Annotated in this window: 10 protein-coding genes; 8 read left to right on the top strand and 2 right to left on the bottom strand. The window is 75.3% G+C overall.

From position 1 onward, the window contains the following. The 3 genes from ACWENR_RS27275 to ACWENR_RS27265 form a co-directional block, all read left to right on the top strand. Positions 1-628 (top strand): CapA family protein (locus ACWENR_RS27275; protein ID WP_452279809.1); only part of this gene is annotated, 628 nt, incomplete at its 5' end. 141 nt (positions 629-769) lie between these two features. Next, positions 770-1,432 carry a GntR family transcriptional regulator gene (locus tag ACWENR_RS27270; RefSeq protein WP_452279808.1) on the top strand — a complete coding sequence of 221 codons (663 nt, stop codon included), beginning with the start codon at positions 770-772 and terminating at the stop codon, positions 1,430-1,432. Then, complete coding sequence (locus tag ACWENR_RS27265) at positions 1,429-2,736, top strand: MFS transporter (RefSeq protein WP_452279807.1); 1,308 nt, start codon at positions 1,429-1,431, stop codon at positions 2,734-2,736. Before ACWENR_RS27270 ends, ACWENR_RS27265 begins: the two co-directional genes overlap by 4 nt. Positions 2,737-2,839: 103 nt before the next feature. On the opposite strand, the gene ACWENR_RS27260 is transcribed toward ACWENR_RS27265, so the two are convergent. Continuing rightward, the gene (locus ACWENR_RS27260; protein ID WP_452279806.1) at positions 2,840-3,277 is read right to left on the bottom strand and encodes a hypothetical protein; all 438 of its coding nucleotides are present in this window, start codon (positions 3,275-3,277) and stop codon (positions 2,840-2,842) included. A gap of 191 nt (positions 3,278-3,468) precedes the next feature. Here ACWENR_RS27260 and ACWENR_RS27255 point away from each other — a divergent pair, with 191 nt between their 5' ends. Next, positions 3,469-4,554: an S-(hydroxymethyl)mycothiol dehydrogenase gene (locus tag ACWENR_RS27255; protein ID WP_452279805.1), complete on the top strand. Its 1,086-nt coding sequence runs from the start codon at positions 3,469-3,471 to the stop codon at positions 4,552-4,554. Beyond that, on the top strand, positions 4,554-5,183 hold the full coding sequence (locus tag ACWENR_RS27250) for an MBL fold metallo-hydrolase (RefSeq protein WP_452279804.1): 630 nt from the start codon (positions 4,554-4,556) through the stop codon (positions 5,181-5,183). Before ACWENR_RS27255 ends, ACWENR_RS27250 begins: the two co-directional genes overlap by 1 nt. 31 nt (positions 5,184-5,214) lie before the next feature. Here the strand turns inward: ACWENR_RS27250 and ACWENR_RS27245 are convergent, their stop codons facing one another. Then, positions 5,215-6,156, bottom strand: coding sequence for an anti-sigma factor RsbA family regulatory protein (locus ACWENR_RS27245; protein ID WP_452279803.1), 942 nt, complete (start codon positions 6,154-6,156; stop codon positions 5,215-5,217). A 218-nt stretch (positions 6,157-6,374) separates the two neighbouring features. Between ACWENR_RS27245 and ACWENR_RS27240 the strand changes: the two genes are divergently transcribed. The 3 genes from ACWENR_RS27240 (at position 6,375) to ACWENR_RS27230 (ending at position 9,412) form a co-directional block, all read left to right on the top strand. Next, positions 6,375-6,851 carry a VOC family protein gene (locus tag ACWENR_RS27240; protein WP_452279802.1) on the top strand — a complete coding sequence of 159 codons (477 nt, stop codon included), beginning with the start codon at positions 6,375-6,377 and terminating at the stop codon, positions 6,849-6,851. A gap of 309 nt (positions 6,852-7,160) precedes the next feature. Further along, positions 7,161-8,306 carry a DUF3626 domain-containing protein gene (locus ACWENR_RS27235; RefSeq protein WP_452279801.1) on the top strand — a complete coding sequence of 382 codons (1,146 nt, stop codon included), beginning with the start codon at positions 7,161-7,163 and terminating at the stop codon, positions 8,304-8,306. A 398-nt stretch (positions 8,307-8,704) separates the two neighbouring features. Then, complete coding sequence (locus ACWENR_RS27230) at positions 8,705-9,412, top strand: hypothetical protein (protein WP_452279800.1); 708 nt, start codon at positions 8,705-8,707, stop codon at positions 9,410-9,412. Positions 9,413-9,453: the final 41 nt, after the last annotated feature.

The following is a 9,453-nucleotide window of genomic DNA, read 5'->3' as shown; positions in this document are numbered from 1 at the left end:
GTGCTGCTCCGAGTTCATCGGCTACTCGACCGCGCCCGGCCCCACGGGACCCTGGACGTACCGCGGGACCATCATGCCCCGACAGGGCAGCACCGACGCGCCGGGGGTGGCGTACCTGCCGGAGGTCTCGGCCGCGTCGGCGGAGGCGCTGGCCGGCCGGATCGCCGCCGTGGCCGGGCCCGGCGACCGGGTGCTGGTCTCCGTGCACTGGGGCTCCAACTGGGGGTACGAGGTGCCGCCCGGCCACGTCGACTTCGCCCACCGGCTGGTCGACGCCGGCGTGGACGTGGTGCACGGACACTCGTCGCACCACCCGCGTCCGGTCGAGGTCTACCGCGACCGCCTGGTCCTCTACGGCTGCGGCGACCTCGTCGACGACTACGAGGGGATCGGCGGGCAGGAGGCGTACCGGCCGGAGCTGCGGCTGCTCTGGCTGCCCGTCCTCGACGCGGCGACCGGCGCGCTGCGGCGGCTGCGCGCGGCCCCGATGCGGATGCGCCGGATGCGGCTGGAACGGGCCGCGCCGGGGGAGGCCCGCTGGCTGGCCGACCTGCTGGGCGGGTTCGGCCCGCCGTTCGCCGCCGCCGGCGTCGACCCCGACGGGCTGCTCACCCTCCGCCCGCGCTGACCCGGGCCGGGCCGGGCCGGGTCCGCCTGGCCGGGTCAGCCGGGTCGGGCCGGGTCAGCCGGTTCGGCCGCCGCGCGTGGCGCGCGCCACCGCCGGCCGGGGCGAGGAACCGCGACGACCCCAGGGACGCATCATAGATACATGACGCATCCCTCCTCCCCGGGCCGGACCGCCGCGCCGTCGGCCGCCGACCGCGCCTACCGCCACCTGAAGCGGGCGATCCTCGAGCAGATCCACCCGGGCGGGTCGCTGGTGACCGAGGGGGAGATCGCCGAGGCCGCCGGGGTGTCCCGCACCCCGGCGCGCGAGGCGCTGCTGCGCCTGGAGGCCGAGGGGCTCGTCCGCCTCTACCCCAAGCGCGGCGCGCTGATCCGCCCGGTCTCCGCCCGGGAGATCACCGACGTGATCGAGGCGCGGCGGCTGGTCGAGCTGCACGCCGCCGAGCGGGTCTGGCCCCGGCGGCGCGAGCTGCGGGAGCACCTCGCCGCCCGGCTGGCCGAGATGCGCGCCGCACACGCCGCGGGCGACCTGACCGCGCTGATGGCGGCCGACCGCGCCTTCCACGCCACCGTGGTCGACGCGGCCGGCAACGAGATCCTCGCCGAGCTCTACCAGCGGCTGCGCGACCGGCAACTGCGGATGGGGGAGGCCAGCTTCCGGCTCTCGCCCGGCTGGGCCGAGACCGCGCTGGCCGAGCACGCCGACCAGCTCGCCGCACTCGACTCCGACGACCCGCGGCGCTGGCTCGCCGCCGTCGCCGCGCACATCGACAACGCCGCGCACGTGCTGCGGGCGCTGCGGTGAGCGTGCTCAGCGCCCCGGCGCCCGCCCCGGTCGCGCCGCGCCGGGCCGCCGCGCTGGTCTGGGGCGTGGCGGTCAGCGCGTACGTGGCCGCGGTGTTCCACCGCAGCTCGCTCGGCGTCACCGGCGTCGACGCGGCGGACCGCTTCCAGATCAACGCCTCGGTGCTGGCCACCTTCTCCGTCGCCCAGCTCGCCGTGTACGCGCTGATGCAGGTGCCCGTCGGCGTGCTGCTCGACCGGTACGGCTCCCGCCGGCTGCTCGTCGCCGGCGGCGCGCTGATGGTCGCCGGTCAGCTCTGCTTCGCCCTCGCCACCGACGTGCGCCTCGCCATCGCCGCCCGCGTCCTGGTCGGGCTCGGCGACGCGATGACCTTCATCAGCGTGCTGCGGATCGTCGCGTTCTGGTTCCCGGGGCGGCGCAACCCGCTGATGACGCAGCTCACCGGGACGTTCGGCCAGCTGGGGGCGATCCTCGGCGCCGTACCGCTGGTGGCGTTGCTGCACCGCGCGGGCTGGACCCCCGCCTTCCTCACCGCCGCGGCGGTGGGGGCGACGGTGCTGCTGATGGTCGTCGTCGCCGTCCGGGACACCCCGCACCGGGAGACCGCGACCGGTCCGGCGCCCCGCCTCGCCGTCGTCGGCCGGGAGCTGCGCGCCGCCTGGGCCCAGCCGGGCACCCGGCTGGGGCTGTGGACCCACTTCGTGACCCAGTTCTCCGGCGCGGTGTTCGCCCTGCTCTGGGGATACCCCTTCCTGGTGCAGGGGCAGGGGCTCAGCCCCACGGCCGCCGCGTCGCTGCTCACCCTGATGACCGTCGCGACCTTCCTGTCGGGGCCGGTGATCGCCCACCTGTGCGCCCGGTACCCGTTCCACCGGTCGGTGCTGGTCTTCGCCATCACCGGCGCCACCGCCGCGGTCTGGGCCGTCGTGCTGGCGTGGCCGGGACGGTCACCGGGCTGGCTGCTCGTCGCGCTGGTGCTGGTGCTCGCGGTCAACGGCCCCGGCTCCATGATCGGCTTTGACTACGCGCGCACCGCCAACCCGGTCAACCGGATCGGCAGCGCCACCGGCGTCGTCAACGTCGGCGGCTTCGTGGCCGCGATCCTGCTGGTGCTGGCCGTCGGCGTCGTGCTCGACCTGGCCACGCCGGCCGGCCGGGCCACCCCCGACCTGGCCGCGTTCCGCTGGGCCTTCGCCGTCCAGTACGCCCTCTGGGCGCTCGGCGCGGCGCAGGTCCTGCGCTACCGCAACGCCACCCGGCGCGCGGCGGCGGCCGCGCGGGAGCGTACCCCCGACCCGCGCTGAGCCCCCACCCGGCGCGACGGCGCTCCGCCCGCCGCCCACCCGCGCCCCGGGCCGGCCCGCGGGCCCGCGGCTCCGGCCGGTGGCGTCGGCCCCGGCGGTGACGTCAGGCGCCCCAGCGGCGGCGGGGACGCCGGCGGCGGTGGGTCAGGTCGTCCAGCACCAGGGTCAGGCCGGCCCCGAGCAGCCACACGTCCTTGGCCAGGCCGGTGCCCTGCTGGGTGGGCCGCAGGCTGCCCGACTCCCGCATGCCCGGCGTCTTGAGGTAGAGCTGCACCAACCCCGCGCCGAACGCCGACAACCCCAGGCCCGCCAGCGCCGACGGCACGAACGGCGCCAGCAGCGCCGCGCCCAGGGCGATCTCCGCCCGGGAGAGCAGCCGCGCGAACCGGTCGGGCTCGAGCTGGCCGAGCTGCGGGATCGCGCCGACGGCCATCCCGTGCACGCCCTGCGCCGCCTCCCCCTCCAGGCTCCGCTTGCCCAGGCCGGAGTTGAGGATGAACGCGCCGACGCTGACCCGCAGCGGCAGATGGCTGATCTTCATGGCGCACTCCCGTCCGACTGTCGAACCGTGCCCCCGCCTACCCCGCGTGGGCGGCGATAACCGCCGCGAGCGGTGCTGGGACGTGCGGGATGATCGGCGGTAGGTTCGCCGGGGGACGTCATCGACGGTGCCGCGACAGCGCACCCGGGACAACGGCGGCGCGACGCGTCGGCGTGGAGCAGGAGGAGACCGTGAGCCAGCAGGTCCGGGGAGTGATCTCCCGCAGCAAGGGCGCGCCGGTCGAGGTGACCACGATCGTGGTGCCCGACCCCGGGCCCGGCGAGGCGGTCGTGCGGATCCAGTCGTGCGGGGTCTGCCACACCGACCTGCACTACCGCGAGGGCGGCATCAACGACGACTACCCGTTCCTGCTCGGGCACGAGGCCGCCGGCATCGTCGAGCAGGTCGGCGCCGGCGTCGACTCCGTCGCGCCGGGCGACTTCGTGGTGCTCAACTGGCGGGCGATCTGCGGGGTGTGCCGCGCCTGCCGCCGGGGCCGCCCCTGGTACTGCTTCGCCACCCACAACGCGGCCAACAAGATGACCCTCACCGACGGCACGGAGCTGGCCCCGGCCCTGGGCATCGGCGCCTTCGCCGAGAAGACGCTGGTGCACGCCGGCCAGTGCACGAAGGTGGACCCGGCCGCCCGGCCCGCCGCCGTCGGGCTGCTCGGCTGCGGCGTGATGGCCGGCCTCGGCGCGGCCATGAACACCGGCGGCGTCACCCGGGGCGACTCCGTGGCCGTGATCGGCTGCGGCGGCGTCGGGGACGCGGCGGTCGCCGGCGCGGCGCTGGCCGGCGCGACGACGATCATCGCCGTGGACACCGACCCCCGCAAGCTCGACTGGGCGCGGAAGTTCGGCGCCACCCACACGGTGAACGCCCGCGAGGACGACCCGGTCGAGGCGATCCGCGCCGCCACCGGCGGCTTCGGCGCCGACGTGGTGATCGACGCCGTCGGTCGGCCCGAGACCTGGAAGCAGGCGTTCTACGCCCGCGACCTGGCCGGCACGGTGGTGCTGGTGGGCGTGCCGACGCCGGAGATGACCGTCGAGGTGCCGCTGCTGGACGTCTTCGGCCGGGGCGGCTCGCTCAAGTCCAGCTGGTACGGCGACTGCCTGCCCAGCCGGGACTTCCCGATGCTCACCGAGCTCTACCTGCAGGGCCGGCTCGACCTGGACGCCTTCGTCACCGAGGAGATCGCGCTGGACCAGGTGGAGGAGGCGTTCGCCCGGATGCACCGCGGCGACGTGCTCCGCTCGGTGGTGGTGTTCTGATGGCCGCCCGCGTCGACCACGCCGTCACCTCCGGCACGTTCTCCCTCGACGGGCAGACCTTCGACGTCGACAACAACGTCTGGGTGGTCGGCGACGACACCGAGTGCGTCGTCGTCGACGCCCCGCACGACGTCGACACGATCCTGGCCGCCGTCGGCGACCGGCGGGTACGCGCGATCCTCGCCACCCACGCCCACGACGACCACGTACGGGCGGCCCCGGCGCTGGCGCGGGCCACCGGCGCGCCGGTGCTGCTGCACCCCGCCGACCGGGTGCTGTGGGACATGGTGCACCCCGACGAGGCGCCCGGCGGCGACCTGCGGGACGGGCAGGCCGTCGAGGTCGGCGGGATCACGCTGACCGTCCTGCACACCCCCGGTCACAGCCCCGGCGCGTGCAGCTTCCACGCGCCGGCGCTCGGCGCGGTCTTCACCGGCGACACCCTCTTCGCGGGCGGGCCGGGCGCCACGGGGCGCTCGTACAGCGACTTCGGCACGATCGTCGCCTCCATCCGGGACCGCCTGCTCACCCTGCCGGCGGAGACGGTGGTGCACACCGGGCACGGCGACAGCACGACGATCGGCGCGGAGGCCCCGCACCTGGACGAGTGGCTGGCCCGAGGGCACTGACCGGGCCCGGCGGCGGAGGGGGCGGCGCCGGTCAGCCGGGGCGGCGCACGTGCAGGCGTACCGTCGTCCCGGCGGGGGTGCTGTGCACCCGGACCAGGTCGCAGAGCGCCTGCACGATCACCAGGCCGCGCCCGCCGACACCGTCGGCCGCCGGGGTCAACCGGCCGGCGAGCGGGTCGGCCAGCCAGCCGTCGTCGTGGATCTCGCAGACCAGGTGCTCGGCGGTGCGCCACACCCGCAGCACGCCGCCGCCGCCGGCGTGCGCGACGCTGTTCGTGGCCAGTTCGGTGACCGCGATCTGCAGGTCGTCCACCCGGTCCTCGTCCAGCCCGGCGACCTGGCCGTGGCCGGCGACGAACGCGCGCACCGCGGGCAGCGTCTCGAACCGGTAGGCCAGCGTCGCGACGGGCGCCGTCGGCGCGGGCAGCGGAAGGTTGTAGCGGGCGACGACGTCCGCCGGGGCGTAGGCCGGGCTCGGCCGTCGCCCGGCGTCGTCGACCAGCACCGGATGCGTCGCGTACGCGTCGGCCAGGACGCCGTCGTCGAGGCCCGCCACGTCGTACGGGCACAGGATGGTGGCCTCGCGCCCGGCGAACGCCATGTTGATCAGTGCCTCGTGCTGGGCGCAGGCCGGATACTCGGTGTCGCTGCGCCCGGCCCAGATCGGCTCGCCGATGATCCGCACCCGCCGCCCGGCGTGCCGGTCGATGAACGCCTGCAACACCCACGGGATGATCCGGCCCGGGTTGCGCCCGGCCTCGCTCATGTCCGCCCACCGCACCCCGTCGGCGTCGCCGACCGCGTCGCGGACCAGCCCCACGTTAGCGCCGGGCATCGCGACCAGCACCGGCTCCCCGGCGGCGAGCCCGTCGGTGACGAACGGCACCGTGCCCGCCAGCAGCTCGCCCGGGTCGCGGTAGAAGAGGCCCTCGTGTACGAACGCGCCCGCCGCCCCGTTCGGCCCGGGCGTCATCCACGCCTTCCGACGGGACAGCCGGCACCATCGAGGGCGTCGGCGTCGTCGCAGGCCCAGCAGACGTGACCGCCCAGCAGCCCCTGGCCGACCACCGCACCCACAGTCAATTCATCGCCCTCCGGTCGCTCGTCCCACTGTAATCCCCGGTCCCGGCACAGGCCCAACGGGTGAACCGTCGACAGCCGGCCCGCAGCGCCCGACTAGGCTGCGTCGGCATGACGACGCACGACGACGCCCGCCCACCCGCCGTACGCCAGCTTCGCCTGGTCGTCGAGGCCGAGGACTACGAGGCCGCCGTGACCTTCTTCCGTGACGCGTTGGGCCTGCCCGAGCAGGCCGCGTTCTCGGGGGAGGGGGACGCCCGGGTGGTGATCCTCGACGCCGGCCGCGCCACGCTGGAGATCGCCAACCCGGCGCAGAAGCGCATGATCGACGAGGTCGAGGTGGGGCGGCAGGTGGCCCCGAAGATCAGGGTGGCCTTCGAGGTGGACGACAGCCGGTCCGCCACCCGGCGCCTGGTCTCCGCCGGCGCCAGCGAGATCGCCCCGCCGACGGTGACGCCCTGGCAGTCGCTCAACTCCCGCCTCGACGCCCCGGCCGGCCTGCAGATCACGCTCTTCCAGGAACTGCTCGACGCGGACGAGCGGACCGCGCTCGACGGCTTCGGCACCGACCGGGCCCGCGAGGACTAGCCCCGACGCCAGCGGGGCGGGCGGCCCACGGCCGACCGGCGGTCGTCGGTGCCGGGGTCGCCGCCCCGCGTCGGTGTCGCCACGGCGCCCTTCGGGGGCGGCCCACGGCCGACCGACGGTCGTCGGTGCCGGGGTCGCCGCCCCGCGTCGGCGTCGTCCGACGCGGCGCCCTCCGCCGAGGCGGGTACCCCTCACCGCCGGAGCCGGTCGAGCCCGCCTGCTCCGTGTGCCGTGCGGGTCTGCCCGGCGACGCCGCCCGCACGGGAAACCGGATGCGTCCCGTCCCGCGCCGAGGAATGATCCGTCACCGTGCAGCCCACCGCCGGCCCGACCGCCCGCCACGCGGCATCCATTCCCGCCCAGCGCGCGGCACTCACCCCCGCCCAGCGCGCGGCGATCGCGCACGTCCGCGCCACGGCGTTGCGGGATCGTCCCGCCGCCCTGGCCGCCATCGCCCGCGCGCTCGCCGGCTCGGGCGTGGCCCACCGGCCGGAGCGGCTGATCGAGGCGATCGGTCGGCACGGCCGCCTCACTCTCAACTTCCATCCCGACCGGCTGCTCGCCGACGGGCGTACGGTCGCCGCCGCCCTCGACGCCGAGGGCGTCTACCGCAGCCAGTTCGAGACCGGCATCTCCAACGGCGGGCTGACGGCCTTCCCCGGCGGCGACCGGGACCGCTGGGAGGAGAACCTCTTCGGCGGCGCCTACCAGGAACCCGGCGTGCTGCCGGCGGACCGCCCGAAGTACGGCGGACTGAACCTCCTCGACCATCCGGACGGCGCCTGCCCCCGGTTCGGCTCCTGCCATCTGCGGCTGCGTCCGGAGGTGCTGTCCCGGTCGACGTTCTGCTTCGGCGACAGCCACCTGGGCCCCCGCGACCTGGGCACGATCGACGTCTTCGAGCCGGTGCTGGCGGCCCTGCTCGCCGCGACCGACGGCACCGGGATCAGCCTCGGCGTGCCGGGGGACGTGGTGACCCTGGTCCAGTCGCTGCTACGCCGACGCGAGGACGTCGCCGCAGCCCCCGGCGCGGCGGGCCGCGCCCTCGACGACTACGTCGAGGCCCAGGTCCACGGGGAGCTGAGCCTGGCCCGGGACGTGGAGACGGTGGTCGCAGACCCGTCGTTCCGGGGCACCGAGGCCGGCGAGACGCTCGCCGGCCTCGCCCGACGCCACGGTGTCGCCCTGCGCTGGCACGCCGGCTTCGAGCTGCCCGTCGACGGGATCGACCCCGACTTCCGAGGCCCGGCCATCCCGCCGCTGGCCGCCCGGGTGCATGCCGAGTTCGCCCGGCCGGGAGATCCGATCGACGCCGCCCTGATCGGGCGCGCGGCGGCCTCCCTGGTCACCGAGCCGTCCCGGTGGGCCGATCGCGGGCCGGTCGAGGTCACCCGCCAGCACCTCAAGCAGCTCTGGCACGTCCTCGTCCGGTTCGGCACCCCACGCGCGGGCTGAACCGCCGCAGTCGGTGACCAAGATCCGTGCAACTTCCCGGAAAGAGCGGCCTCGGCCTCTCCGGAGGCCGCAGTTTCCACGAAGTTGCGGCGTTCGCTGGCGTTGGAGCACCGACGGCACAGGACCGCATCGGGTCGGGCAGGGAGCGAAAGCGGCCCTGCCGGATAGTCGTCCTCAGCGCCTCGTGTGTCGGTGACGGGCGGGTCGCGTTCGGCGTCCCGGATGTCCAGTGACGGGGACCGCAGTCTCCCGCCACCGGCCGCATATCCGGAATGACCGACACACCGGCCCGGTTGTGTCCCCCGTATCGCCGGAACCGAAACCCCTCCGGCGAGGGCAGTTTCCCCCGAGGAGCGCTCAGCCAAGGAGCGCTTCGCCTGACCGAAAGGGCAACCATCGTGAAGTACGACTTCACTCGGTGGCTCCCGGCCATCGCGAAGGACTCGAAGGACTCGAACAGCAAGATCGCGCTGAGCGTGGTGGGTGTCGCCGCCCTCGGTGGGCTGGCCTTCGGGCCGACGGCGGTGGCCGCACCGGTGACGAGCGGACCGCACGAGGGTGCCGTGGCCGCGATCGAGCAGGCCACCGGCCGCACCCAGCCCGCCCCCACCGGGGAGTCGGCGCTGACCACCGGCGGTACGACGGACAAGCCGGCCGCCGACAAGCCCAGCCGCAAGGAGCTGATCCCGCACGGCGTGCAGGGTGCGCAGTCGCGTGTCCCGCTCGACGACGCGCAGCTCGCCAACGCCAAGGCCATCGTCGAGGAGGCCAAGGAGACCGGCGTGGGCAAGCGGGGAGCCGTCATCGGCATCGCGACCTCGCTGCAGGAGTCGAAGCTCTACAACCTGGGTCACCTGGGCGTGTACAACGACCACGACTCGCAGGGTCTGTTCCAGCAGCGCCCGTCGTCGGGTTGGGGTTCGCCCGACCAGATCACCGACCCGGAGTACTCGTCGCGGGCGTTCTTCGACGCGCTCAAGAACGTCGGCGGCTGGCAGGAGCTGCCGCTGACCACCGCCGCGCAGACGGTCCAGGTCTCGGCCTATCCGTTCGCGTACGCGCAGTGGGAGGAGCAGGCGGCGGACATCGTCGCGCAGCTCTGGTGACGACCGCATGACGACCGGCCGGCCCCGTTCGGGGCCGGCCG

The sequence above is a fragment of the Micromonospora sp. NPDC004336 genome (assembly GCF_053602615.1).
Note: the sequence above shows the minus strand (reverse complement) of the source record. Positions and strands in the feature narration are given on the sequence as shown.